Raw genomic sequence first — 23,936 nt, 5'->3', positions numbered from 1 at the left:
TTATCCCTTGCATAGTCGGCTATATGTCTGCTTATCTTGTGTAACTGATCCTTTATCCTCCTGTTTCTCTTCTCGGTGAGTGTACTCATCCTTTTGGTCATGAAAAACAAAAGTGACAAGTAATAATCTCTTATATCTCTCGTTTCCCCAAAATCACCAGATTCATCGATAAATACACTTAATTCGTTTTCAAACAGCTTAAGATCACTGTCATCTCCCTCACTCCAATAATAGGCCAATACTCCTAAAGGCTTCTGAAATGCTCTCGTCATCATTACTTCCGATCACACACGAGAATTCCTTCTTCAATTCCTCCGGAGCATTTCCCATCAGAAAAGGAAATCCTACAGATCGTAGCATTTCTGCATCATTAAAATGATCGCCAAAAGCAACCGCTTTCTCCGGCGGAATGTTCATATACGAGCATACTCGCCTGACTCCGTCGGCCTTTGTAATACCCTTTCCCATGATTTCAAGAAGAACATCTGAGGATTTAACTATCGACAGCTTTGGAAATCTCTTTTTCAATTCATTTTCTATACCACATATTGCTTCAGGCTCACATATGCAAAGGAGCTTTCCTATGATTGCATCTTTTGCAAGAAGCTCTATGCTGCCCTCTGTTGCACAGACCTCAACGATTTCCTCTTCTGCGCGGACCAGTCGGTCATTCCTGTCATTTACAATCCACAATTCTTCTGAATAGATATTCCATGTACAGTCAATCTTCTCCGCCTCTATATAAGAAATAATATCCCTCGCGTCATCGGCATCAAATCCCTCCGAGTACATTATCTTATCGTTTTCATCAATGATAAGCGCCCCACTATAACAGATCATCGGGCAGGTAAACCCGTATCTTTTAAAAATCGGCCGTACTCCGGATGGTCCTCTTGCTGTCGCAATGACGAAAGGGATATTGGCTTTCTTTAGGGCAAATATTGCATCAAGTGTGCCCTTAAGCATTCTATGTTCACTGTTTAGAATTGTTCCGTCTATATCTGAAAAAACTATTTTGAAATCCATTGATGTCTCTTAACATTTCTTTCTAAAATGAAGTTGTATCGCCGGGTATGAACCGAGAACAAACCTGTGGGCCACTTCTCCCTGCCTGTCTGCGGAGAGCCCTCTGGAAAAGACATTTGACAGTGATCTGTTGAAGTCCCACTTGATATAGGATATCTTAGCTCTCCTAAGCACCGCTGAAATACTCTCATACAAATATTCTATAACCTCAGGCCTTGACATATCAAGCACCAACTGATCTCTTGCCATCACCGGCTTTCTGCCGGGATCAGTGAGCGCCCAGTCGGGATGTGCCCTGTAAAGATCAGAATCCTCATTGACCATCTCCGGTTCAAACCACAGGCCAAATTTCATGCCAAGGCTCTCTACATGATCAGCAATGGCATCCATGCCCTTCTTTAGCTTATCCCTGTTAACCACCCAGTCTCCAAGTCCCGCGTGATCATCATACCTTGCTCCAAACCAGCCGTCATCAAGGACCAGCATCTCGCAGCCCGCTTCTTTGGCACTGTCGGCTATATCCATTATCTTGTCATCATCAAAATCAAAGTAGGTACCCTCCCAGTTATTCATAAGGACCGGGCGCTTGATATTGCGAAACTCCTTAGGGCATACATTTTCACGGATGATCCTGTGGAAGCGTAGGCTAAGCTCTGAGAGCCCCTTATCGGTATACGCCAGCATCACTTCAGGAGTTGTAAACTCTTCTCCCTTGGACAATTTCCATCGAAAATGATCATCAGATATTCCACTCACAATGCGGATTGTTCCAGCCTGATCTTTTTCTACTTCCTCAGCGTGCTCTCCCGAGTACATCAGCATTATGCCATAACTCTCACCCTGCCACTCATCCGCATTCCTGTCACAGAGGATCACAAAGGGATTGTTGTGGTGACTGCTGGTTCCCCTCTTCGAACTTATCCTGTGAATTTCATGTCCAACCCTGCACCTCTCAGGCTGTCTTTCAAAAGTATGGCGGCCGTGAAAATCAGATTTTTTTTATACCTCCCGGCATTTCTGCGTACTATGAAGCAGACAAAGATACACCCTGGAGCTACAGATGGCTTCACATAGGAGGGACGGAGTTTCTTGCACTCCTTAAGGAAATTGGTCTTGGAGAAAACAGTCCGGTCCTTGATGTTTCATCGCCAAATAGCAGGGATGATATTTTGGGCGCATCAGTCAATGAGATATTTGAAAACTATGAAAGGGAATACTATTGCATCGCAAAGATTTATGAAATAATGGATTTCCTGAGAAAAGAACATAGCCATATCGACGAAGCATCAGCAGAAAGCCAGCAGCTAAAATATGTGCGAACCGTGATCAAATATATACAGCTGAAATTCTCTGAACAAATCACCATGGAAAATATTGCGGGTATCTGTGGTCTTAACAGAAGTTATCTTTCTCGCCTTTTTCACGATGCCACAGGTTACACAATAAAAGGCTATCTGCAGATTTATCGTATGCAGATAGCCCAGAAGATGCTGAGGGAATCAGATCTCTCCATAAGTTATATAGGTAACGCTGTTGGTTACGTTGATATCTCTACCTTTTCCAAGGCATTTAAAAAGCACACAGGTTGCACTCCCAGTAGCTACAGAAAAAATGGTTCCGAGCATATCAGAAAGAATCTTTTTTAATTCCGGGTATTCATCAAGTGCTTCGAGTATTTCTTCTCGGCAGAAAGCTCAGGGCTACTGTATGCGACTGGTGGCAACTTTATATCTGTTTTTTTAATACCTTTCATCTTTACAAACCGTAATTGCCGTACTCATTTATATTGTGATATCTTTTGTTGTCTTAGTTCAGAGCAACTCCATTAACGTAAAGTGTATATCCATTAGTATCGACACTGGAAATATCTCCATCAAATGATGAGATATAGGTATCTGCTGTAAGTATCCAGGTGCTGCTCTTATCTATAGAAACAGCTACTGTTCCTACTTCTGTGGAAACTGTTTCGCCCTTGGCATTAGTGATGTTTCCGCCTATTGTGCCTGTGAAGCTGGATCCGTCAGTAAGATTAAGTGTAAGCTGTGAATCACTTCCAACAAGGATCGTTCCCTCAAGGGTCTGGTTAGTTGCATTAAGTGTAGCGGTGTTTGTGTCACCATTCCAGCCATCAGCACATACTGAAAGCAGGATATTCTCTGAATCCTTATTAACAATCTTTACATTATCCAGGTTAATAACAGCAGTTGTATTTGTTACGTGGAAAACATGGCCATTCTTGCTGGTAAGTGTTCCACCATTCATTGTAAATACCGATGTACCACTGTCTGCATCTCCTGACATGGACTGGTAGATCATGATTGTGTCATAGAATGTTGCATTTCCATTGGTATCAGTATTATTAGCAGTCATATCGCAGTCATTAAGGGTAATTGAATTGATACCCTCAATGCAGACTCCCTCTGAAAGGTTGGAAACAAGAGTTGCATTAGAAACTGTGATGTCTGCTGTTGAATAGATAGCAGGTGAGCCAAGACCGTTTGTTGTATATGTTCCACCATCTACAGTAACTGTGCCGCCACCCCTGTCAGTTCTGATGGCTGCTGAAGATCTTCCGCTAGTCTCAACTGTAAGGTTTGATGCCTTTGTCACACCGCCACCGGTTGTCATGATGCCACCTGAGCCATCACCTGTTGTTGTGATAGTACTGTCTGAAATTATGACTGTTGTACCATCACCCTCAGCACCATTCTTTCCGCCATTTCCACCATATGAGAATACGCCGTTGGCTCCGTCAGCATCTGATGTGATGTTTGCTCCGGTAATAGTGGTCGTAGATCCGTCTTTTACAAGAACAGCTGCATTAAGGCCATAGAAGTTACAATTGTCTCCACCATCTGAATCACCGATCTTGGTAACAGTTGCATTGGTGATGGTTACGTCGTCACTTGTGCTGATCAGAAGTGCGCTCTCATCTGCTGTTGTGCTGGCATAGGTCTTCCCATCCTGAGTATCTGAGCCAGTTACTTCTACCGCTCCCTGATAATCGATATCAGCACTGCTGCTTCCACCTCCAAAGCCACCACCACCTTCGGGAGGATTTCCAGTTGCTTCTCCATCTGGTTTATTTCCAGGTGCTCCATCAGGCGCCTCACCGTCCGGCTTTTCAGGTGCATCAGAAGGGTTGCTGCTTTCTTCAACTGTACTTTCCTGTGTAACTACAGTGTCAGTTTCTTTTGTTGATGTGGCTGTCTGTCCGCATGCGGTGACAGCTACGCACATGATTGTTACTATTGCTAATGATAAGATCTTTTTTAACTCGTTTCTTTTCATAATTAGACTCCTTAGTAATTCCTGAACATTTATCAGGGAATATTTGTTTGTTGTTGGAATGGATTATGAATAAGAAAACTAAATTATAGTTAAAAGATTTTCTTAATTTTTCAATGTTTATAAATTGTTTAGAAACTGCCATCAGAAAACTGATGGCAGAAAATTTATTTTTTTGATTGTCTACTTGACGGGGAGCGGTTCATGTTCAAAGGTCAGGGGCTTTATTATTTATTGCGCCATTGATATTTATGTAAATCAACAACTCCATCTTTGACTTCGACTCCTTCAGAGAGCAGGATTTCTCCCTGCTTCCAGGCTCCGCCAAATGCATAGTTGCCGGCAAGTTCTCCTTTTGAGTTTACTACACGATGACAGGGAATTGTGCTGGGGTCAGGGTTTTTGTGAAGAGCATTTCCTACAGCTCTTGCCATCTTTCTATCCCCGGCTTCTTCTGCAACCTGCGCATAAGTTGCAACACATCCCTTTGGGATTCTGGCTACAGCATCATAAATCCTCTTAGTCGGAGAGTCTGCTATCAGGTCGTAGCTCTCGGCAATCATGAGCTTTATGTCTTTATCCGGGATACTTCCATCGAGGATGATTGTATTCCAATGCTCCTTATTCTGATGGTATCCGGGAATAACTGAGCTGTAAGCCTTTCTCCAGAAAAAAGCCGTCTCGGGATCAACCTTCACATTGAGATTTATAAAGCCCTCTCGTTCATAAGTCCACAGGAATGCTTTTTTATTATACTTATATCGCACCAGCTGCCAGTTAGGATCGTGGAAGGGCGCTTCCTGATAAGTATCCGGAAAAGATAATCCGTATTTTAATGCTTCTTCTCTTGTTTTCATGAAATAATTCTAACACATTCAAATAGAATTACTCATAATTCACTGTTATTTTTCCCAACGTTATTTTATCCAGAACCTTATCATTAGTCTTTACTGTATGTTCCGGTAGAATCTTTTCTTGATAATACACGCCGTCCCAGTTTAGAAGCTTTTCTGGTTCTTCGGAATACCCTGTTAAATCACAGGTATTTACAAGAAATTTGGCATATTTTACTGCAAGAGCATGTTTTATCCGCATATTAGTGAGGATGCTTTCATCCACCCCTGTTCTTGCAAGCTGATTCCCGGTCATGCTGCTTAAGATCATCTTTGCTTCGACCATTGCTTGTTTTTCTTCCGCGCTACTTAATACAACTCCTTCAGAAAGAGCTCTTTTATAATAAATCTCATCTGATATACAAGTGTTAACTGCCACCTTCTTGGCGTAATCACAGACAAACTGAGAATCCATGCCGGCTGAAAAATGGGTATTCCACCAGTGCTTTGGATTCTCAGGATCATACAAAAGAGCCTGGTTCTGCACAAACTCTTCTACTTCATATATGTAATATCCAAATTCTCTTAAGGTAATCTCGGTATCATCAACTGTGATCAAAGGCTCATCAAGATGATCTTCATAAACGAATCTGCTCAGTATTCTCCCGCAAATAGCAGCAACTATCAGGATGACGTTTGCAATTAAAATTATTATGATAGCTCTTTTAACTGATCTCTTCATAATCACTATCCATCCTGTGTAAACAGCTCTTGGAATTCCTTTCTTCCGGGAACCCACGCCTTTTCATAAATGTGAGTGAAATGATTTTTTACCGTCTGCTCAGAAATTCCGAGCATATAAGCAATTCTATGATTTGAAAACCCCGACACTTTAAGGTATCCGAGTTCAAGCTCTCTTTTCGTAAATCCGAATTTACGAGCTATATTAAGATACTGCTCCTTTGTAATTCCGGGATCATTCATCTTCCATGTCCATCTCTTCATTCATCTTACGCTCGGCATTTAACTTAAGCGGCAGAAGAAAAAACTCGATTATTACTGCATAAAAACCTGAAAGGAAGCAGACAGCAAGGTTTGGTCCAAACGTTTCCGGCTCAGATAAATGTCCCATAAGAATTATTGCTTGAGTTATGATGGCAAAAAGAGCTCCAAATACAGTAAGCTTCTGGGCAGCGCCTACGGCTTCTATGAACTACCTCCACCGACTCTGCGTCGGAAGAGGTTTCTGTTATGCCGCAGAACGGCATGAACCTTTGGGATGGTTAACGCATCCCAAAGAACAGGGCATGTCCACTATGCCTCTATCCCATTGGGTTACCTTTGGGAATACTTTTCTTAAGATGTTTGCAGCTCCATTTATATCTGCATTTGTTATTGTCCCATCGTAGTGCCTGTAAAGTCCACGTTTTATCCTTTTTCCGGAAAAAACATAGTCAGCATTACTTCCCTTTTTATACACAGGGATTGCATCCATCGCAAGGAAATCCGCTTTGGATGTATAGCTCTCTTCCGTAAGTGCAAACCTTATCCCGTATTCAGCAAGCTTATATCTTAGCATATCTGCAAATATCAGCATTGGTATCTGCACAAAATTCTGGTTATTCATATGTCCCATATCTGCTTCCTGTTTCTGGAATACGTTATGCCCCATCACTACTACATCTACGTGGTTATTCCTCGCATAGTCTGCCAGCTGTCTGCTTATCTTATGGAACTCATCCTTTATGCGCCTGTTGCGTTTTTCTGTGAGTATGTTCATTTTCCTGGTGCGGTATCTGTTATTGCACTTCATGGCACATGATGAGAGCCGCCCCATTTCTTTGTTGTAGAACTGGTTTACGGACTTTATCAGTCCGCCCTTTATCACAAACGGTTCTGCTCCAAAGTTGTTCGCTACGGCTGCTATATTGTCCGTACCAGGATCTATCGACATGACCCTGATATCGGATATGCCATCTTTTGATGAAAGAAATCTGAGAACATCCTTGTCATCCAAAGGCTCTATACCCACTGTTAAGACATCGATCACCACATCCATCACAAAGTCCTTACCATGTGGTTTTATCCGTACTTCCTTAAGTTTCCCATGGGGAAAGTCCCTGCCAAGTCTTAAAGTATCTGTTGTTCCGGGAAAACGTATATAGGAATCCTCCTTTATCCTGCATATCTGATTCGTAAGGATGGCTGTCTTGTATTTTCCCTGGCGTACATAACCCGGCATGCGGGGGCGCCCCGTAAATGCAGATGGTGTCTTGGCGTATGCCTTCACTGCTTCAAAAAATGACTTGTAATCCCTAAGAAGAATCTTAAGTATCTGCTGGTTAGCCTGAGATGGAATACCATAGTACGCCTTATCCCCGGTACTCTTCAGAAGATAATCAAGGGCATTATAAGAAAGCCATGAACCAGCTGCATGATATTTGGTCCCTTCAAGGGTTTCACTTACAAGTTTATACACCTGCATCTGATTGGGAAAAAGAGGCCTGTAAGAGTCAAATGCCTCTATGGCAGAAGCATACTGTCGGATGATGAAATTCGCCCTGTTGTAAAGAACTGCAGATGCCCTGCAAATATCCTGGCAGTAACTGTATAGTGTGTTGTTTTTAGCTATTCTGTACTGCCTTGTCCTATACACAGTTGAGATTTCCTTTCCAAAAGATTATATTAGTATTATAACATAATTTCCAAGAGCAATCAAAACATTTGTTCTTTTTAGAAGGAGTTTTTATGGATAAATACAGAAGAGGTTCACATTCAGTTTACCTGCTTACCTATCATATCATTTTTGTCACTAAATACAGGAAAAAAGTGATAACCGATGAAATGGGGGATTTCATGAAAAATCACGCCGCTTATCTGTGTGGAAGGATGAACTGCAATATGCTTTCTGCTGAGACAGATGAGGATCATATACACATGCTTATCTCCATGCCTCCGGATGTTGCTCCGGTAAAACTGATCAACACCCTAAAGTCCCAGCTCTCTAAAGAAGTCAGGATCGAATACCGTGAACATATAGAAAAATTTCTGCGGGGAGATGCTCTTTTCTGGAGCAGGAGCTATTTTTGCGCCACAACCGGATCAGTTTCACCTGAAACAGTGAAAAAATATATAGAAAGCCAGCGCACGGATGACCACAAAAGAAAATATGAAAAAACAGGACGATACAGCAAAGCGAAACGCTGAGGGCCAGCGATTCATCCCCACCGACTATGTCGGAAAGAGTTTTCTCGCTGATACATCATAATATTAAAGATTTGCATTGACCAGTTTTAAAAACTTCTTATCATTCATTTGCTCATTAGTTACATAATCCCCATCACAGAACAGTGCATATGTGGTAATTGGTGTTGGAGCATTCTGAGCCTGATCTCTGGTCTCTATTCTGATTGCTCTAAACGGTATTCCATTGTTCTTAGCAGTCTCTTCCAAAACAGGCACATACTTGGCATTAAATGGACACTGATTCGTGTAATAAAGCACGTATCCTTTTTCATCGATACGAGGATGCTTTGCACATTCCTTGAAGCATGGTGTTTCAACACTTTTTTCAAAGGACAGATACCACAGCTGGATTCCATTATCGGCTTCATCACAAACTTGAAAGCCTTTGAATGCTAGAAACTTTGGATCAGAAAGGAATGGCTTTTTCTTAGCAGCAGATAATATGCAAATTCCCTTCTTCCCCTTTTCCTTACTGTCCTTTATGCACTCATTAAGAAGATCACTTGAATATCCATGTCCCTTTAAGGAACCTGAAACCCACAGACAATCGATATACATATATTCCGGTGCATTTATCGGATTCCACGCATACTCTGCCGGGATATATTCAATAAAGCATTTACCGCGTTCGACACTCTTTAAGAAAACAAGCCCTTCATCAAATCTGTCAGCAAGCCAGGCTTTTTTGGATGATACCTGTATATCTTTATTGTTTGATATAGCACAACAGATGTGTTCTTCTTCAAGATTATCCTTGGATACTCTTATATACTCCATCTTCAGCTCTCCTTTCTAATAGGATGTCTTATAACCGTCTTAAGCTTCTCTGGCACCACTTTCCTTGCATCGCTAAGAATCGAATGTCATGTCTTTATTCCTCCGAAATGTCTTTTGACTCGTAAGGCTTATTCCATGAACCAATCTCAATCAGGTTGCCTTCAGGATCTGCTATATAACAGGTTCTCTGCCCCCAGGGTTCTAGTTCAGGTGCAAGGACTGATGTTGCACCGTTTTGTACAGCCTTATTATAAGCTTCATCCACTTCTTTAAATGTATCAACATAAAGCGCTATTTCGAAATGTCCGTTGAGACCTTTTATGTACTCATACCTGCGTCTTGTCATCTTCTCAAAGTCGTTCCTGCCGTATAACAGAAAAAGGGTCCCATCCTTCACCAGATACACATTGGATGTATCCTCTGTCTCTTTTATTTCAAACCCCAGCACATCCCTGTAGAAGCGTACCATTTTGCCCATATCCTCAACAAACAATCCAAAACCATCAAGTCTCATTTTCATTAGTCCTCCTTGTAAATCGTCGCCATCTCCTGTACCATCTTTGAAATCTGCCTCCTGGCTTCTACCGGCTCAAGCACTTCTGCTTTATTTCCAAAGGTCATTATCCATGTGATCAAATTATCTGAGTCCGTGTAATCCGCAGTAAACATAAGTCTACCATCCTCTGTTTCCGTAAAACAGTTTGGTCCGAATTCCTCCACCAGGCGCCACTTTACATCCTTTGAAAACAGCGCTTTTACCTTGATTCCACCAGGAAATATCTTTTCTGTAGACAGATCAGGTAATGGAGCATTTCTGCAGACAAATCCTTTATCCGTTTCAACCACTTTAACCATGCGGTTTAATTTAAATAGACGATAATCTTTGCGCTTTTCACACCATCCATAGACATACCAGCTGCTCCACTTAAACACTACATAATATGGCTCAATAGTTCGTTTTCCTTCTCCCGCCTGAGCATAATAGTGGAAGGTCAAAAGATGCCTGTTTTCTATCGCATCCTGAATAGTAGATATCTTTGGAGCCAGCGATGTCTTGTACCAAGAAGACAGGTCGATAAGGACAGAATCCCTACCGCTGATAAACTCCGAAGAACCTGCCTGGAGCTTCTCCATAAGCTGCCCATAATATCCGCTTCCACTAACACTATCAAGGCTTCGTAGTCCCGCCAGAATCATCTGCATGTCACGGGATGTCAAAAGAGTCCTATCCATCTTATAGCCATCCATGATGCTTATACCGCCTCCAACTCCCTGGGTCGTTTTGATTGGTATTCCTGCCTGACAAAGAGTCTCAATATCTCTGTTTATTGTTCTTCTAGACACCTCGAAATGCTCAGCCAGCTCCGGAGCTGTCGTCACCTCTTTTTGCAAAAGAATTGATAGTATGCCGATCAGTCTGTCTATCTTCATTTGATCACCTTCTATGATTATCATACAAGCACAAACATGTCATCTATATGTCATGTTTATATTCTACACTATTTTTGACAACAAAAAACCCACAACCAGATGGTTGTGGGTTTCTGAAATCTGCAACTGCAGATATTCTCATCTCTTTGAGAACTTTTTCACTCTCTTAAATGCCTTGTTTTGGGCATTTGTAGGACGAGTTGCTGTTTACCTGCTGCGTACGGTAGAAAACTCAGGGCTACTGTATGCGGCTGGTGGCAACTCTGTTATTTCATCCTAAAAACAGATCTATCTTTCTGTTTCATCATATTCTTTCATTTCAAGACTGATCTGAGTATAAAGCCTTCTCAATAGTCACGTTCATATGAGATTTCTTGCGAAATCCCATAGTCCCCATCCTGCTTCGGAACGCTTGCATTCCATACAATGCCTCCTACCACTCGCGCCTTATCTTTTCAAAATCAATTGTCTTACCGACTTTCTTCCATATGATCAGAACAAAGACCAGATTGATTACTATCAGTCCTACATAGACCAAAAGTAATTTAGCTGCATCTTCACCCATCCGGACATAGGAGCCAAGACCCTCTTCGGGAATAAATAATCCTGAGGTATAATCAGTAAGAAAATCATTTAGTCCGTGCGCCAGTCCGCATGCCCATATATTTCTTGTTTTCCAGTACAGTATCAGAAGAGCAAGTCCGAAAAGGCTTGCTTCAAGAGTTTTTCCAATAGCCTGTCCCCAAGCCATTGCTGAGAGTGGATCAAATCCACCTAAAACATGTACTGCTCCAAAGACAAGCGAGGAAACAACTGCCCCAAGTACAAATACATATTTCCAATTCCTGAATTTATATATGATCGCATCGTTGATAACAGCCCTGAAGGACAACTCCTCAAAAAGCCCCACAGACATATACATGAGGAACACAACAAACAGCTCCAGAACAGGATTCTGCAAAAGCGGCCTTTTTTCACTTATATCTGAAACCAACACAATAGTGCCAAGTGAAAAGGCTACTATCAGAAATCCAACAGAATACTTCAAAACATAACTTGTTGAATTATAGCTGGATGCAAGGGTCTTGTCTCCCGATATCTGATACAGGAAAAAACACGCTGCTCCACATAGCATCGTTCTTACGATGAAAAACTGAAAATGCGTCTGGGTCGGCACTGATTTGAAACATACGACAACATATACTATGCAGAGCGCAGCAGTAATCAGTGGAGATCTTTTCATGAATTCAATGTACTTTTTAAGCATTGGTATTCTCCTCTTTTACTGCGCGTCTTCAGGTAAGACAGAAAGAGCAGAGAACTTTTCAGCGTTCTTCTTGGCTCTTACCAGCACATAGATCAAAAGAACAATATTTGTCAAAACTGCTACTCCGCCAAGTATGCCACCTACAATAAAATCGCCATCCTTCATAACCGGATAGTTAAAAATTGTTCCGGCATCATACAGAGTATGTAAAGCAGTTGGAATGATGATTGCCAAAGCCCAGTACAGCGCCGTCGGACCTTTGCCCTTTAATTTGTTGTACCTGGCTCTTCCTATAAACTCTCCCATTATCATGTTCAATGTCATATGAGTGAACGCTAAAGGAGTTCTGATTAGTAACACAATAATCGAGTCTCCAAAAGTAAAGTCCTCTACAAACGTAAAGCCAAAGCCAACCGCTGCTCCCAGGAGGATATACTCATAAACATTGCGTACCTTATTTTTCAGAGCAACCAGCGTTATGATGATTGCAAGAAACTTAAGCACTTCCTCCACACCACCGGCCATAAAAAATGCTGTAAAGAAAGCTGCCGATAGCGCCTGCATTTTTGCACCCTCTATCCCGATGCTTCTTAATACAGCCAATAACCCAATCCCGGAACCGGCGGAAATCGGTACGCAAATACATCCCAAAACAACCGGCAGGATTGCCTGTAGTTTCCCTATAGGCTCCGGAACTTCCCTTTTGATCATTCGCTGATAGATAAATCCACAGATAACAAAGGCAAGTAATGCGGCAATAATTGAAATAATAATTGTTTTTGCGTCCATGAATAATTCTCCTCCTTAATTTGCATTAAACAGGTGTCCTTATCGTTCAGTACAGATTATTTATATACTCAGTCAAGGCCTCTCTATCATAGAAGTGCTCAGGCTGATGTATCACATAGTCCGGTTCTACACCCTGGTCAATGTCATACACAGAACCGTTTTTCATGTAGCTCAGACGGCGATTGCCGGACATCTGAAGCAGAGTTCCATCTGCTGTTGAAAATGGGATCACTGTGCATGCGCCGCCTCCGCTTTGTTGTCCTAAAATAGTAACCTGACCCGACGATTTTAATACACTTGGCACCAGATTACCGCAGGAAAAACTGATAGATGAGGTAATACAGTACAGATTGTAGTTTAGGAGCGAGTCCTTTTCGTCGTATACACCATCAAGATTGGCATCTGCACGAAAACATTCATTGGCATAAGCACCTGTCAGTGTATCCTGGATACATACTGAACCTTCTCCCAGAAACAGACTTATCATAAAACTTGCAGTGACGGTGTCTCCTCCGGAATTCATACTTAAATCAATAACTACATTCTCGACAGGGCTTCCCTTTCGCGTAATCTGTGAATATGAATACAAAAGAAGGCCAACAGTATCCTGTGTATCAGCGGTAGGTGCGTCCTTATAATAATCAGCATCCTTATCTTTTGCTTGGAAACTATCAAAGGTGATGTATGCTGTGTTTCCGACTTCCTCGTATCCGGGAATCCCGTCGGGATAATACTTTTCTCTGGCGGTATAATACTTCATCGCCGAATCACTCATGTTTTGAATTGACTTGCCGGTCATCCCGTCGATTTGCGCATCCATGCCAATCCGCCACGAATTAAGCATATACCCGCTATGTAAGTCATCAATGTAAAGATCCATCAAAACTCTCATCGCCCTTGCAGACATCTCAGGATCAGTACTCCTTAATGCGTCACGAAGAGCTGTTTCAGTAAAGAATTCATCAAAATCCTCAATTCCATGGCTTTCTTTCAAACCATAAAAATGATCCATCATCATACATAATTCGTTATATGTATAGTCTGCGAGTCCCTCGCTTTTGCTCTCCTTGGGCTGTGCTGCATAATACTTTCTCAAAAGCTCCCTGCCGGGTTCTGAACCATACTCATAGACAAATACTCCTTCGTTATTGTAAAGAAGGCATACATAACTCGGAAGAGACAGCATGATATCACTTAATGTCTGCATGGGAATATAGCATTTACCATTCTCTTCAATCAGGTCTATACCATATTTTTTAAGATCAAAAACCACCTCCGAACCAAAGCGGCTATAGGAGTTTTCCTCTGAGAGAATAAGGCCCTCAAAGGCACTATCCGGCTGCAGTACATCTATAACCGTGCTTGTCCAGGACGGAACGAAAAAAGCATCAAAATCATAAAAACTAATTGTGTCTTTATCGCAGTCTATCTGCATAGGATACTGGTTTTCACGGGTAATTGTTACCACTGAGCCCTGGGCCGAAGTGGTCAGTGCATAGTTTTTATCTTCGATAATCTCGTGATTGACTCTCTCTATGAGGGAGACGGCAGTATCAATGTCAAAGTAGGGAACCTCTTTGCTTTCATCAGCAAAGCAGAGTTTGATACTTTCCTCATTATCAACAGAGTGAAAATATAACGGAATCTCCATTTCACTAAGAGCGTTTCCGGATGGCGCCCCACAGGCAATCAAAAAAGTACTCCCCAATATGGTCAATGCTGAAACTATCCAGAGCTGATTGCATAAACGCTTTTTCATGAATCGCCTCCTCTTTTCTTATCTTAGCTCCGTCGAGGCTTTATATACCTCATTAAATTTTACAACATTCCGTCTTGCGATAGTCTTAAAAATCCATAAATAATGCATAGATACAAAAAAGACCCGGTACATTGTACCGAGTCTTCTGAAATCTGCCATAGCAGATATTCTCATCTCTTTGAGAACTGAGGAGCACGACGAGCTTTCTTCAAACCGTACTTCTTTCTCTCCTTCATACGAGGGTCTCTTGTGAGGTATCCAGCCTTCTTAAGTGTAGGTCTGTACTCATCTGAGTCAGCCTGAAGAAGAGCTCTTGAAATACCATGTCTGATAGCACCAGCCTGACCTGTTGTGCCGCCACCTCTTACAGTAACAACAACGTCGAACTTATCTGTTGTCTCTGTAGCTACGAGAGGCTGTCTAACGATAACCTTGAGAGTCTCAAGTCCGAAGTACTCATCGATAGGTCTCTTGTTGATTGTGATATTTCCCTTACCTGAAACAAGATATACTCTTGCGATTGATTTCTTTCTTCTACCGGTTCCGTAGTAATTAGCTGATTTTGCCATTATTTTGATCTCCTTTCAACCCGATTAAAATGTAAGTACTTCAGGCTTCTGAGCTGCATGAGGATGCTCAGCTCCTGCATATACGTGGAGTTTTGTGTACATTTCTCTGCCAAGGGATCCCTTAGGAAGCATTCCCTTTACAGCGTGCTCGATAACTCTCTCGGGCTTATCCTGGAGCATCTGACGGAGTGAGAACTCCTTGTGATGACCAACATAATCTGTGTGGTGCCAATACATCTTCTGATCAAGCTTCTTACCGGATACTTTGATCTTCTCTGCATTGATAACGATTACATAATCTCCTGTGTCGATGTTAGGAGTGTAGATAGGCTTGTTCTTTCCTCTGAGTACGTTTGCAACGTTAGAAGCAAGACGTCCAAGTGTCATATCTGTAGCATCAACTACATACCACTTCTTCTCTACTGTAGCTGCACTAGGCATATAAGTTTTCATTGTGTTTCCTCCATTACTGTTATGAGCCGTGGATTAGCTCGGTAAAATAAAAACTATAAATTGATAGTTTGCAAGAACCCTTCACCTGATTCTTACATATATATGTACATATTGCAGCTTACCGGGACAACAATATGACATTCTTAACGCTGTCAGTCAAAAGACTGCATTGCATTGTGGACATAACGTCACACAGTAAGATATTATATGACCATCTGACCCTGATTGTCAATATACAAAAGCTTTTTATTGCTAATTTTTCTATAAAATGTTAACCTTACCTAAATGTATTACCCTCAGGAGGAGTTTTACAGTGAAGCCGAAGAAATATATTCTTTTTTTAGTATATGAGTTTATATATCTTTTAATAATGAAGCTCATTTTGGGCGGCGCTGGTTATTTGCAATATGTAGGTAAAAGCATATTAAAATATAATACAGGCTCTTTTCTTTTAATTATTTCCACCGACACATACACCTACAATTTCTTTGCTTATTTTGCAGGTTTACTTATTTTTCTCGGAATAGTGCTCTTCAACTACAAATTTCTGCTCTCATCCTACGAAGCACGTGAAGTATATCATAAAATGTCCTATCCGCAAGCCTTTTTTGCCCTGGCTCTTATACTGCTAAGCTGCCCTACCCTTGCGGGTGTACTCTATGTTGTGGAGTTTTTAAGCATAGCTATCGATTCTATCAGTCCTGAACCTGCAGCATTATTCACTATTTGGGGTTGGCCCCTTATAATAGCGATCCTTTCCATAATCAAGTTCAATGAACTTAGGAATTACTGGAAAACCTACTCCAGTAAAAGTGATATCAGAAAAACAGTTCTGATGCAGCGAAACGCCCTATCCCAGGACGACATTGCCGATAAAAGTGAAATAATCTTCACTAAACTGTCCGATACTATTGAATACAAAAACGCTGAAAACATCCTGATCTACGCATCAACAGGATCCGAAGTCAGCACCGATACAATAATCCAAAACTGCCTGGATGAGGGCAAAAAAGTATTTTGTCCCAAGGTCATAGACAAAGAAAAGCGCCAGATGAAATTCATTCAGATAAACAGTCCCGAGGAGCTGATCGCAGGATTTAATGGAATCAGGGAGCCTAATCTTTCCGATAACTCCGTAATCTACCCCGAAACAGAAGACACATCACGAGGCACTCTGGTAATCATGCCCGGAGTTGCGTTTGATAGATACCGCAACCGCGTTGGATATAACGGCGGATTCTATGATACTTTTCTTGAAAAGCACAAGGAAATTAGTAAGATTGCTATAGCATTTCAGCTGCAGATCAGTGATACAATGATTGCCACTGATAAACACGACATCAAACCTGACCTGATCATAACCGAGCACAGCAAATACGCCGTTTGACCGGAAGTACCGATCTTGCTTGACCGGCAATTTTGTATCTTACTCCTGCTCAGGTTCAGGGATTCCGTCCAGAAATTCATATTTTATCAGAAAAAGTCCTTCCGGAGGAGCTGTAGGTCCCGCTGCAGCTCTGTTTTTTTTCTCCAAAATGGTCTTCATCTCGGCAGGGCCGCCCTTGCCTCTTCCTATCTGCATAAGGGTTCCGGCGATAATTCTCACCATGTTGTACAAAAAGCCATTGCCCGTAACGCTGATGATAACTTCATCCCCTTCACGCCTTACATGAACATCCTTCACGGTCCTTACATGGGTCAGAGCCTGAGACTGAGCATTGCAAAAGCTTGTAAAATCATGCTCTCCCACCAGATATGAAGCCGCCTCATTCATGATGTCCACATCAAGAGGCATTGAAAAATGACATGTGTACATTCTCCTGGTTGGATCACAGATCTGAGTGTTCAGAATCCTGTATTCATAGGTCTTCTCCGTGTTACAATGCCTGGGATGAAACTCCCTTGCCACCTGCCGTGAAGACGTTATCCTGATATCCTGCGGAAGCTCGTGATTGAGTGCAAACATAAATCGGTCCCCGGGAATCGTAGAATCCGTATCAAAAACCGCCACATTTCCGTAGGCGTGAACCCCTGCATCGGTGCGGCTTGCGCCAATCACCTCTGTCTTTTCTCCCGTGAGACGAAAAATGGCTTCGTTAAGCCTTCCCTCTATGGTGTCAGGGGTAGTCTCCTGAAGAGCCCATCCGCTGTAGGCGGTGCCATCATATGAAACTATCAGCATTATCCTGCGGGTCTGTGACATCTTTTCTCCAATACAAACTTAGAATCCAATAATTCCCAGAAGGTCGATCCTTCTCGCAACAATGATAAGCGCGAGGTATATAACCAGTACGATATATGCAATAAGATCAATCCTCTTGTAGATCAGGGGCTTCATCTTGGTCCTGCCTTCGCCGCCACGGTAGCACCTTGCCTCCATGGCCATAGCCAGGTCATTGGCCCTTCTGAAAGCTGAAACAAACAGCGGCACCAGCAGCGGAACCAGGCTTTTGGCCCTCTTTATCAGTGATCCACTCTCAAAATCAGCGCCTCTCGCCATCTGTGCCTTCATGATCTTGTCCGTCTCCTCCATAAGGATAGGAATAAATCTAAGAGCAATGGACATCATCATCGAGATCTCGTGAACAGGAACCTTCACCTTCTTCAAGGGATTAAGCAGGCTCTCAAGACCATCCGTCAGATTGTTGGGCGTAGTTGTCAGTGTCATGATCGATGAACCGGTTATAAGGAAAATCAGCCTTACAGCCATCATAACCGCCATTCGAAGGCCTTCTTTTGTTATCGTAAATTTCCAGAAACTAACCAGCGGAATACCCGGCGTCAGAAAAAGATTGAACACCATGGTTATCATCAGCAGGAAAAAGATTGCTCTCATACCCCTGAACATGAATTTAGGGGGCACATTTGAGAGTTTTATGCAAAGAGCGAGGAAAAGTGCGGCAATGATATAACCAAGCAAATTTCCCGCGATAAACAGCGAAATAATAAACGCAAAAGTAGCCACCAGCTTAACCCTTGGGTCCAGCCTGTGGATCACCGATTCAGTTCTGTAATATTGTCCTAAGGTTATGTCTCTTAACATCTTCCCAGCGCCTTTAAAATCTCATTTTTAGCTTCCGTAATGGTTGTGGCATTGGTGTCCACATTAAGTCCCGAAGCGGCAAGCTCCTGCATCACATAGGTAACCTGAGGTGCCGCAAGTCCGATCTCCTCAAGCTCCTTGTAATGGGCAAAAACATTCTTGGGCTCATCATCCAGAAAGACTCTGCCCTTATTCATAACGATTATCCTGTCGACATAGTCCGCAACATCTTCCATACTGTGGCTCACAAGAATAATAGTAATCCCCATTTCCTTATGAAGTGCGGAAATCAGACTCAAAATGTCATCCCTTCCCTTGGGATCAAGACCTGCTGTGGGCTCGTCCAGGATCAGCACTTCAGGCTTCATCGCAAGAACACCTGCGATAGCCACTCTCCTTTTTTGTCCACCTGACAGATCAAAGGGCGACTGGTAAAAATACTCATCGTCAAAACCAACCTGCTTGAGGGCCTCATAGGCTCTTAGCTCCACCTCTTTCTGGGAAAGTCCCAGGTTCTTTGGTCCAAAGCATACATCCTTAAAGCAGTCGGTCTCAAAGAGCTGATGCTCGGGATACTGGAAAACCAGTCCCACCTTGGCCCTGAGGCTCTTTTTGTCGTAGCCCTGTTCGCTTATGTCCTTACCATCAAAATAAACTGTACCGCTGGTAGGCTTCACAAGGCCGTTCATATGCTGGATAAGGGTGGACTTGCCGGAGCCCGTGTGACCGATAAGTCCGATAAACTGTCCCTTGGGGATGTTCAGATTGACATCAATAAGCGCAGCATGAGCCATTGCGGTATCTTCGTCGTATATGTAGTTGACATGATCAAGAATAATTGACATGTTATCTCCGTGTTAAATCGGCAATATTATCGCCTTTTTGTCTGTAAAAAATCATTTCGCCAGCTTCTTGAGCTCTGATACAAGCTCCTCCCTGGTAAGAACACCATCAGGAAGCGGCACACCGCTCTTTTTGAGCTCATAGGCAAGCTCTGTGACCTGGGGAACTCCCAAATGAAGCTCCTTAAGTCTCTCAACCTGGGAAAAGATCTCTCTGGGTGTTCCCTCCATTACAACCTTGCCCTTGTCCATGACGAAGACTCTGTCAGCATGAACAACCTCTTCCATGTAGTGGGTGATCAGGATAACCGTAATACCTTCAACATCGTTCAGGGCTCTCGCGGCTCTTATCACGTCCTTTCGTCCGTTGGGGTCAAGCATGGCTGTAGGCTCATCCATAATGATACACTTGGGGTGCATAGCGATTACGCCTGCAATTGAAACTCTCTGTTTCTGGCCTCCGGATAGGTGATTGGGTGAGGACTTGCGAAACTGCAGCATATTCACAGCTTTAAGGCTCTCATCTACCCGCTCCCAGATCTCATCCGTGGGAACTCCCATGTTCTCAGGGCCAAAACCCACATCCTCTTCTACAACCTGTCCGATGATCTGATTGTCAGGATTCTGGAAGATCATTCCGGCTTCCTGCCTGATGTCCCAAAGGTGGTCATCATCCTCGGTGTTGTAGCCATCTACGTAGACTTCACCCTCTGTGGGGTAAAGAAGAGCGTTGAAGTGCTTGGCAAGGGTTGATTTGCCTGAGCCGTTGTGGCCCAGGATAGCAATGAACTGCCCGGGCTTAACCTCCAGGTCAACGCCGTCTATGGCTCTGGTGATGCCCTCTACATTGCCTTCCTCGTCGCGCCTTATATATTCAAATACCAGTTTGTCTGTTTTGATCATATTTTTCATAATAATATCCAATACCCAGTATTTATCAATAATTGTTAGTGTACTAAAAAAGCGGCGTAAATACAAGATTACGCCGCTTTAAAAACCATATGTGTACTCTGTGTATACATTTAGCCTGCTGATTTAAGTGCCTTTTTGTTCTCATACATAAGTGCATCAGCCCTGGCAAATACTGTTTTGACCTCCTTATCATCCGTGAACCTTGCCATGCCTGCTGCGATGACAACACTGTTATTGGCAATGCTTTCCTGAATGGTCTTATCCCAGAACTGCATTATCTTATCTACATGCTTGTAGCTTCTTCCCTGGATAACCACCACAAACTCGTCTCCGCCCACTCTGAAAACAGGGCAATGTCTGAATACATCACATATAATGCTACAGCCCTTCTTGATAAATTCATCTCCGGCCTGGTGCCCGAGGGTGTCGTTAATCGTCTTAAGGCCGTTGATATCAAGTACCACCAGCGCAAATTCGGGAGCTGAGCCGTCTTTTATCATCCTGTTGATCTGCTTCTCCATGTTGTCGTAGGCGTGCTTATTCTTAACACCGGTAAGTCCGTCCACATTGGCTTCATTTCTTGCTCGAATGAGCTTCTGCTCAACCTCCTGCTCATGAAGAACCTCATCTGTTATATCACTGATGCCAAAGATAAGCTGCCTGCCACCCTTTTCTTCGGCAAAGGCCACTTTTATCTTACAGTATCTGATCTCATTATTTATAAAGATCCTGTAATTTATCGTAAATACGCCATTATCCTCGATCGACTTAAGGATATTTTCCCTGGTGAGCTGGCTCAGGGCATAATCAAGATCCTCCAGGTAGACAAATTTCTTTCTCGACTCCACAAAACGTCCAAAGAAATCCTCTCCCTCCATGCCGATGGTGTATCGATCTACTTCGTGGTTGGTGGCGCATCTGATATAATGTCCGGTTTCAGGATCCACTACAAAGATCGATATGAAGTTTTCCGCAAGAACCGAGAGCCTTGAATAGGTAAGGTTCTCTTCCTTAACCCTCTCCATGGCCTCCTGCTCCTTCATCTGAGTGTTTATATTGCTGACACCGATGATGATGCTGTTGCCCTTCATCTTGATACGCACAATCTTCATGTGTACATAAATTGGCTCTCCGTCCATAAGATACCTGTAGGACAGCGTGTATGTGCCCTCTTCAGCCAATTTTTTTTCAACCTTTTCCTTGGTAAAGCTCTCAAGGAAAAAGTCCCTGTCTTCCTCATAGATGCTGAACATTGCACCCTGTCTTACTTTTTCGAAGAAGTCAGTTCCGTGCTCCTCGATGGCCAGGTCATCATATTCGTCACCGGAGCTGTACTCAATGTACTTATCCGTATCAAGGTCAACATAGTACAGGTTTATACAGTCAGAGGACAATGCCTGGGCAATATAGGTATAGGTAAGCTCCTCTGCGCCCCTGTCCTCATTTATTCCCAAAATAGCTATAGCAATGGCCCTTACACCTGTCACCGGATTAATGGCAACTCTTCTGATAAAAATGTGCAAAATGGTGCCATCAATACCTCTTTCATCGATGATAATCCTTCTTCCATCCTTGCCGCACTGGATTATAGCCTTACTAAAGGCGGAGCCACGCATCTTTTTCATAACTTCAAGATTAGCCACTCCATTCATATCGTAGCCTTCGAAGTTTTTAGAAAAAAAGTCCTTATAGGGCTTATTGGCCCGGACAAGCCACATATCTGTGTCGCTGGTCTCCATGATAGCCATAGGCATGGTATCAAAATAGTTGCCTAACATGTCCTCATCGCCCTCGGCGGACATATGAAGATCATACAGACTAATTTTACCTATGGTTGTATAGTAATCCGACTCATCGGGATTCTCAAAGCCGATCTGCTTGCCGGTTGCATAGCGGTCAAAAAGTGCTTCAATGGATATGGGCTGGCAGAAGTGATAACCCTGGATCTTGGTACAGCCTATCTCCTTCAGGAACTCCACCTGCTCCACGGTCTCAACGCCTTCCGCCACCGTCTCTATTCCAAGGGCCCCCGCCATCTTAACAAGCTCAGTTACGATGATCTTACAGGAATCCCCCTTGTCAAATTTCCTCATGAAATCCATATCAAGCTTGATGGTATCAAAAGGAATCTCCTGAAGGATCTCGGGAGACGAATAACCACTGCCATAATCATCCATCCAAACCTTAAAGCCCAGTTCATGAAAACGTTCGATCTGGGTTTTTATATATTCCACATCGGTTCCCACGCCGCTTTCTGTGATTTCTATAGTGAGCTTGTCTCTGCCGATTCCCGACTCATCCACTAGTTTGGTTATTTCATCAACAATATCGCATATGTTGAAATCCGCCCTGGATATATTAACAGATTCAGGCACCACGTATATGCCGGCTGCCATCTGCTTTTTCATCTTTTTCAGGATCTCTTTTGCCACAAAAAGATCCAGCTTATATATGATCCTGGCATCCTCAAGGGCAGGGATGAATACACCGGGGCTGATCATTCCCCTGTCCGGATCGTCCCACCTGGCAAGAGCCTCCTCGTCGGATACCTTTCCATTGGCAGTACGGATAATGGGCTGGTGGAAAACCTGGATCCAGCCTTCTTCCAGAGCTTTATCTATATTTGTTATTACATATTCTCTTTCCTCAGCATACTTCAGCATTTCCTCATCGAAATAACTTACACAGGAAAAATAGCTGCTTCTTACCGCATCGCAGGCTCTCTTTGCCCTGTCACAGGCAATACTGGGATTTGCCAGCTCTCCCATATTTTTATATACGCCGATTCTCACAGGGAGATTCTGGCCGTTATTTATCCATTTTGACTCCTCTAAAATTTCATCCAGAGCCTTATCCAGTCCTTTTTCCGCCGTAAATGCACAGAAATGGTCACCTCCGAATCGTCCGCAGTTATTCTGTCCAAACTTTTTAGCGATCATTCTGGAAAATTCAATAAGAAGCTGATCTCCTTGCAGGAATCCGAATTTCTGGTTATAGGCCTTCATTCCGCACAGGTCAAAGAACAGTACACAGGGCTTTTCTCCTGACTTAAGGATCTCTTCCCTTCCGTTTTTTGCCAGTTCAAAGAAATAACCCATGTTGGGAAGGCCTGTCAGGTAATCGTAATTGAAGAAATGAAGCTTTGTTCTTTCCCTGACAGCTTTGGAAATAGTGTTTGAATATGTATCTGTGTCATCCCCTTCCATGTAGGTGCCTTCATCAGCAAACCATCCGTTAACCAGGCGTATGCCGCCCTCCTTGTAGATATTCACACCGTGAAAACGGAAAACTCTGTATTCTGCGCCAATCTTATATCTATAGATAGTTTTAACTTCATCCTTATCTATAGACAGTCTTTTTAGCATATCCTTCAGCCTGGTAAGATCATCAGGATGACAGTTCCTGAATAAATCGTTATTCATCCCTTCATAGGTTTCCTCAAGGCTCTCATATCCAAACAGTGCACTAAGGCCCTTTGTCACAGCAATAGTAACTATCTTTCCCTCACAGTACTGAAAGACAGCAAACGGGATCAGGCTGTTTTCTATTAATTTTTGTTCGATGTCACTATAACTGTATATCGGCATATAACTCTCCACTTATTCCTGTACACCTATTGGCGAGCCTACTTCCTCATACTAATCCATAATAATATTTTATCGGCATATCGTTCATCCTTCAATTTCTTAAATATTAAAAGT

Annotated in this window: 25 protein-coding genes and 2 pseudogenes; 4 read left to right on the top strand and 23 right to left on the bottom strand. The window is 42.8% G+C overall.

The window, feature by feature from the left end; translation table 11 throughout:
* The 4 genes and pseudogenes from G588_RS22890 to G588_RS23260 form a co-directional block, all read right to left on the bottom strand.
* On the bottom strand, positions 1-239 hold a 239-nt coding region (locus tag G588_RS22890), incomplete at its 3' end, for a hypothetical protein (RefSeq protein WP_026668651.1).
* A complete protein-coding gene (locus G588_RS0107530) occupies positions 220-1,026 on the bottom strand; it encodes a Cof-type HAD-IIB family hydrolase (RefSeq protein ID WP_022778138.1) in 807 nt (268 codons plus the stop codon). The genes G588_RS22890 and G588_RS0107530, both read right to left, overlap by 20 nt.
* Positions 1,027-1,035: 9 nt before the next feature.
* Complete coding sequence (locus G588_RS19545) at positions 1,036-1,782, bottom strand: alpha-galactosidase (RefSeq protein ID WP_196804964.1); 747 nt, start codon at positions 1,780-1,782, stop codon at positions 1,036-1,038.
* Positions 1,756-2,004 (bottom strand): annotated as a pseudogene (locus tag G588_RS23260) (glycoside hydrolase family 36 N-terminal domain-containing protein); the annotation flags it as partial. The gene G588_RS19545 and the pseudogene G588_RS23260, both read right to left, overlap by 27 nt.
* A 14-nt stretch (positions 2,005-2,018) precedes the next feature.
* Between G588_RS23260 and G588_RS23510 the strand changes: the two are divergent.
* Positions 2,019-2,168, top strand: a pseudogene (locus G588_RS23510) (AraC family ligand binding domain-containing protein); the annotation flags it as partial.
* Between the two features lie 27 nt (positions 2,169-2,195).
* Positions 2,196-2,672: a helix-turn-helix domain-containing protein gene (locus tag G588_RS22980; RefSeq protein ID WP_022778136.1), complete on the top strand. Its 477-nt coding sequence runs from the start codon at positions 2,196-2,198 to the stop codon at positions 2,670-2,672.
* 160 nt (positions 2,673-2,832) lie between these two features.
* Here the strand turns inward: G588_RS22980 and G588_RS0107515 are convergent, their stop codons facing one another.
* From G588_RS0107515 to G588_RS0107490, 6 genes are all read right to left on the bottom strand, one after another.
* Complete coding sequence (locus G588_RS0107515) at positions 2,833-4,317, bottom strand: hypothetical protein (protein ID WP_022778135.1); 1,485 nt, start codon at positions 4,315-4,317, stop codon at positions 2,833-2,835.
* Between the two features lie 224 nt (positions 4,318-4,541).
* Complete coding sequence (locus tag G588_RS0107510; RefSeq protein WP_022778134.1) at positions 4,542-5,171, bottom strand: methylated-DNA--[protein]-cysteine S-methyltransferase; 630 nt, start codon at positions 5,169-5,171, stop codon at positions 4,542-4,544.
* Positions 5,172-5,199: 28 nt separating this feature from the next.
* Complete coding sequence (locus G588_RS0107505) at positions 5,200-5,889, bottom strand: hypothetical protein (protein ID WP_022778133.1); 690 nt, start codon at positions 5,887-5,889, stop codon at positions 5,200-5,202.
* A gap of 5 nt (positions 5,890-5,894) precedes the next feature.
* Positions 5,895-6,131, bottom strand: a complete 237-nt coding sequence (locus G588_RS19535) for a helix-turn-helix transcriptional regulator (protein ID WP_022778132.1) — start codon at positions 6,129-6,131, stop codon at positions 5,895-5,897.
* Positions 6,124-6,279 carry a hypothetical protein gene (locus tag G588_RS22710; protein WP_022778131.1) on the bottom strand — a complete coding sequence of 52 codons (156 nt, stop codon included), beginning with the start codon at positions 6,277-6,279 and terminating at the stop codon, positions 6,124-6,126. Before G588_RS22710 ends, G588_RS19535 begins: the two co-directional genes overlap by 8 nt.
* A 117-nt stretch (positions 6,280-6,396) precedes the next feature.
* Positions 6,397-7,803 (bottom strand): RNA-guided endonuclease InsQ/TnpB family protein, encoded by a 1,407-nt coding sequence (locus G588_RS0107490; protein WP_022778130.1) that lies wholly within the window; start codon positions 7,801-7,803, stop codon positions 6,397-6,399.
* 92 nt (positions 7,804-7,895) lie between these two features.
* Between G588_RS0107490 and tnpA the strand changes: the two genes are divergently transcribed.
* A complete protein-coding gene (gene tnpA / locus G588_RS19530; RefSeq protein WP_022778129.1) occupies positions 7,896-8,354 on the top strand; it encodes an IS200/IS605 family transposase in 459 nt (152 codons plus the stop codon).
* Positions 8,355-8,417: 63 nt separating this feature from the next.
* On the opposite strand, the gene G588_RS0107480 is transcribed toward tnpA, so the two are convergent.
* From G588_RS0107480 to rplM, 8 genes are all read right to left on the bottom strand, one after another.
* The gene (locus G588_RS0107480) at positions 8,418-9,170 is read right to left on the bottom strand and encodes an N-acetyltransferase (RefSeq protein ID WP_022778128.1); all 753 of its coding nucleotides are present in this window, start codon (positions 9,168-9,170) and stop codon (positions 8,418-8,420) included.
* A gap of 94 nt (positions 9,171-9,264) precedes the next feature.
* Positions 9,265-9,684, bottom strand: a complete 420-nt coding sequence (locus G588_RS0107475) for a VOC family protein (protein ID WP_026668650.1) — start codon at positions 9,682-9,684, stop codon at positions 9,265-9,267.
* 5 nt (positions 9,685-9,689) lie between these two features.
* Positions 9,690-10,601, bottom strand: coding sequence for a helix-turn-helix transcriptional regulator (locus G588_RS0107470; protein WP_022778126.1), 912 nt, complete (start codon positions 10,599-10,601; stop codon positions 9,690-9,692).
* 433 nt (positions 10,602-11,034) lie between these two features.
* A complete protein-coding gene (locus tag G588_RS0107460) occupies positions 11,035-11,868 on the bottom strand; it encodes a CPBP family intramembrane glutamic endopeptidase (protein WP_022778124.1) in 834 nt (277 codons plus the stop codon).
* A gap of 15 nt (positions 11,869-11,883) precedes the next feature.
* Positions 11,884-12,657 (bottom strand): PrsW family glutamic-type intramembrane protease, encoded by a 774-nt coding sequence (locus G588_RS0107455; RefSeq protein ID WP_022778123.1) that lies wholly within the window; start codon positions 12,655-12,657, stop codon positions 11,884-11,886.
* Positions 12,658-12,703: 46 nt separating this feature from the next.
* Positions 12,704-14,416, bottom strand: coding sequence for a S41 family peptidase (locus G588_RS0107450; protein ID WP_022778122.1), 1,713 nt, complete (start codon positions 14,414-14,416; stop codon positions 12,704-12,706).
* Positions 14,417-14,586: 170 nt separating this feature from the next.
* Positions 14,587-14,985 (bottom strand): 30S ribosomal protein S9, encoded by a 399-nt coding sequence (rpsI, locus tag G588_RS0107445; protein ID WP_022778121.1) that lies wholly within the window; start codon positions 14,983-14,985, stop codon positions 14,587-14,589.
* A 24-nt stretch (positions 14,986-15,009) separates the two neighbouring features.
* On the bottom strand, positions 15,010-15,438 hold the full coding sequence (gene rplM / locus G588_RS0107440) for a 50S ribosomal protein L13 (protein ID WP_022778120.1): 429 nt from the start codon (positions 15,436-15,438) through the stop codon (positions 15,010-15,012).
* A 268-nt stretch (positions 15,439-15,706) separates the two neighbouring features.
* Here rplM and G588_RS21415 point away from each other — a divergent pair, with 268 nt between their 5' ends.
* Complete coding sequence (locus G588_RS21415) at positions 15,707-16,825, top strand: 5-formyltetrahydrofolate cyclo-ligase (protein WP_081644285.1); 1,119 nt, start codon at positions 15,707-15,709, stop codon at positions 16,823-16,825.
* A gap of 39 nt (positions 16,826-16,864) precedes the next feature.
* Here the strand turns inward: G588_RS21415 and truA are convergent, their stop codons facing one another.
* The 5 genes from truA to G588_RS21410 all read right to left on the bottom strand — a co-directional run bounded on the left by truA (position 16,865) and on the right by G588_RS21410 (position 23,822).
* Positions 16,865-17,641 (bottom strand): tRNA pseudouridine(38-40) synthase TruA, encoded by a 777-nt coding sequence (gene truA / locus G588_RS0107430; RefSeq protein WP_022778118.1) that lies wholly within the window; start codon positions 17,639-17,641, stop codon positions 16,865-16,867.
* Between the two features lie 18 nt (positions 17,642-17,659).
* On the bottom strand, positions 17,660-18,481 hold the full coding sequence (locus G588_RS0107425) for an energy-coupling factor transporter transmembrane component T family protein (RefSeq protein WP_022778117.1): 822 nt from the start codon (positions 18,479-18,481) through the stop codon (positions 17,660-17,662).
* Positions 18,475-19,326 carry an energy-coupling factor transporter ATPase gene (locus G588_RS0107420; RefSeq protein WP_022778116.1) on the bottom strand — a complete coding sequence of 284 codons (852 nt, stop codon included), beginning with the start codon at positions 19,324-19,326 and terminating at the stop codon, positions 18,475-18,477. The genes G588_RS0107425 and G588_RS0107420 overlap by 7 nt, the downstream gene beginning before the upstream one ends.
* A gap of 51 nt (positions 19,327-19,377) precedes the next feature.
* Complete coding sequence (locus G588_RS0107415) at positions 19,378-20,226, bottom strand: energy-coupling factor transporter ATPase (RefSeq protein WP_026668648.1); 849 nt, start codon at positions 20,224-20,226, stop codon at positions 19,378-19,380.
* A 119-nt stretch (positions 20,227-20,345) separates the two neighbouring features.
* The gene (locus tag G588_RS21410; protein WP_022778114.1) at positions 20,346-23,822 is read right to left on the bottom strand and encodes a sensor domain-containing diguanylate cyclase; all 3,477 of its coding nucleotides are present in this window, start codon (positions 23,820-23,822) and stop codon (positions 20,346-20,348) included.
* Between the last annotated feature and the right edge of the window lie 114 nt (positions 23,823-23,936).

Source organism: Butyrivibrio sp. AE3009 (genome assembly GCF_000420845.1).
Taxonomy (GTDB): Bacteria; Bacillota; Clostridia; order Lachnospirales; family Lachnospiraceae; genus Butyrivibrio.
The sequence above is the reverse complement of the archived record's forward strand: the minus strand, read 5'-3'. Positions and strand labels throughout refer to the sequence as shown.

Excerpts from the sequence above, each read along its gene's own strand:
- G588_RS22710 (WP_022778131.1), bottom strand. The coding sequence starts at position 6,279 with ATGGGACATTTATCTGAGCCGGAAACGTTTGGACCAAACCTTGCTGTC.
- G588_RS0107470 (WP_022778126.1), bottom strand. The coding sequence starts at position 10,601 with ATGAAGATAGACAGACTGATCGGCATACTATCAATTCTTTTGCAAAAA.
- rpsI (WP_022778121.1), bottom strand. The coding sequence starts at position 14,985 with ATGGCAAAATCAGCTAATTACTACGGAACCGGTAGAAGAAAGAAATCA.
- G588_RS0107425 (WP_022778117.1), bottom strand. The coding sequence starts at position 18,481 with ATGTTAAGAGACATAACCTTAGGACAATATTACAGAACTGAATCGGTG.
- G588_RS0107450 (WP_022778122.1), bottom strand. The coding sequence starts at position 14,416 with ATGAAAAAGCGTTTATGCAATCAGCTCTGGATAGTTTCAGCATTGACC.
- G588_RS0107475 (WP_026668650.1), bottom strand. The coding sequence starts at position 9,684 with ATGAGACTTGATGGTTTTGGATTGTTTGTTGAGGATATGGGCAAAATG.
- G588_RS0107505 (WP_022778133.1), bottom strand. The coding sequence starts at position 5,889 with ATGAAGAGATCAGTTAAAAGAGCTATCATAATAATTTTAATTGCAAAC.
- G588_RS21415 (WP_081644285.1), top strand. The coding sequence starts at position 15,707 with ATGTTAACCTTACCTAAATGTATTACCCTCAGGAGGAGTTTTACAGTG.
- G588_RS0107460 (WP_022778124.1), bottom strand. The coding sequence starts at position 11,868 with ATGCTTAAAAAGTACATTGAATTCATGAAAAGATCTCCACTGATTACT.
- G588_RS0107480 (WP_022778128.1), bottom strand. The coding sequence starts at position 9,170 with ATGGAGTATATAAGAGTATCCAAGGATAATCTTGAAGAAGAACACATC.
- truA (WP_022778118.1), bottom strand. The coding sequence starts at position 17,641 with ATGTCACAGACCCGCAGGATAATGCTGATAGTTTCATATGATGGCACC.
- G588_RS19535 (WP_022778132.1), bottom strand. The coding sequence starts at position 6,131 with ATGAATGATCCCGGAATTACAAAGGAGCAGTATCTTAATATAGCTCGT.
- G588_RS0107510 (WP_022778134.1), bottom strand. The coding sequence starts at position 5,171 with ATGAAAACAAGAGAAGAAGCATTAAAATACGGATTATCTTTTCCGGAT.
- G588_RS21410 (WP_022778114.1), bottom strand. The coding sequence starts at position 23,822 with ATGCCGATATACAGTTATAGTGACATCGAACAAAAATTAATAGAAAAC.
- G588_RS0107455 (WP_022778123.1), bottom strand. The coding sequence starts at position 12,657 with ATGGACGCAAAAACAATTATTATTTCAATTATTGCCGCATTACTTGCC.
- G588_RS0107420 (WP_022778116.1), bottom strand. The coding sequence starts at position 19,326 with ATGTCAATTATTCTTGATCATGTCAACTACATATACGACGAAGATACC.
- G588_RS0107415 (WP_026668648.1), bottom strand. The coding sequence starts at position 20,226 with ATGATCAAAACAGACAAACTGGTATTTGAATATATAAGGCGCGACGAG.
- rplM (WP_022778120.1), bottom strand. The coding sequence starts at position 15,438 with ATGAAAACTTATATGCCTAGTGCAGCTACAGTAGAGAAGAAGTGGTAT.
- G588_RS0107515 (WP_022778135.1), bottom strand. The coding sequence starts at position 4,317 with ATGAAAAGAAACGAGTTAAAAAAGATCTTATCATTAGCAATAGTAACA.
- G588_RS0107530 (WP_022778138.1), bottom strand. The coding sequence starts at position 1,026 with ATGGATTTCAAAATAGTTTTTTCAGATATAGACGGAACAATTCTAAAC.
- tnpA (WP_022778129.1), top strand. The coding sequence starts at position 7,896 with ATGGATAAATACAGAAGAGGTTCACATTCAGTTTACCTGCTTACCTAT.